The organism is Mesorhizobium sp. M4B.F.Ca.ET.089.01.1.1 (assembly GCF_004022605.1).
Lineage (GTDB): Bacteria > Pseudomonadota > Alphaproteobacteria > Rhizobiales > Rhizobiaceae > Mesorhizobium > Mesorhizobium abyssinicae.
The window spans coordinates 1-727 of the sequence record NZ_RZOS01001084.1 but is presented as its reverse complement, the minus strand read 5'-3'; the positions used below and the strand labels follow the sequence as shown (position 1 = coordinate 727).

The 727-nt window shown below is 57.2% G+C and carries 1 protein-coding gene and 1 pseudogene; both read left to right on the top strand.

Annotation, left to right across the window (positions count from 1 at the left end; genetic code table 11):
• Positions 1 to 102: 102 nt before the first annotated feature.
• Entirely contained in the window at positions 103 to 528 is a 426-nt protein-coding gene (locus tag EN780_RS36145) for a DUF6484 domain-containing protein (protein ID WP_127394056.1), read from the top strand.
• A pseudogene (locus tag EN780_RS36140) lies at positions 528 to 727 on the top strand (hypothetical protein); the annotation flags it as partial. The gene EN780_RS36145 and the pseudogene EN780_RS36140, both read left to right, overlap by 1 nt.

Genomic DNA, 727 nt, shown 5'->3' with positions numbered 1-727 from the left:
GGCAAGGACATCTCCATCAAGGGTTCCGGCAAGATCAATGTGAAGGCCTCGAGCGACATCACGATGAAGGGTTCGGAAATAAAGCAGAACTGAGGACGCGCCATGTCGGCGACAAAAGAACGGATCGAAGGCGTTGTAATCGGCATCTTTTTGGGCTTCGGAGAGGATTCACCCCTCGTGGTTTTCCCGGGCAATCCAAAGGAAACTGCCGTTTCAGCGCGAAGTCTTGCGGAATTGACCTCGGACATGATCGGCGCAGAGGTGGCGCTCCTGTTTCAGGATGGCGATCCAGGCCGGCCGCTGATTGTTGGCCGGATCGTTGACCCTGCTCATAAATCGAACGCGGCGCATGTCGTTCGGGACGGAGAACACGTACGGATCAATGCGAACGAGCGCATCGAACTTCGCTGCGGCAAGGCCATGATCATTATGGAAAAAGACGGTCGCATCACCATCCGCGGCACTTATGTAACGAGCCATGCCAGCGCTACGAACCGCGTTCGTGGGGCATCTGTGAACCTCAACTGATGCCCAAGGTTGTTCTGCGCGAGATTGTACGGCAGCACGCAGAAATGGCGGCGTTTCTCTGGACCGTCTATGACCGCCATCTGCTGCATCCCGACGAGAATCCCGATATGGACGAGGAGCGGCTTGAGCGCCTGGTCGAAAGGCTGGATGCTCATCTCGACGGCCTTAGGATAGCCGGCGAGGCGGGGCGGGAAATTGC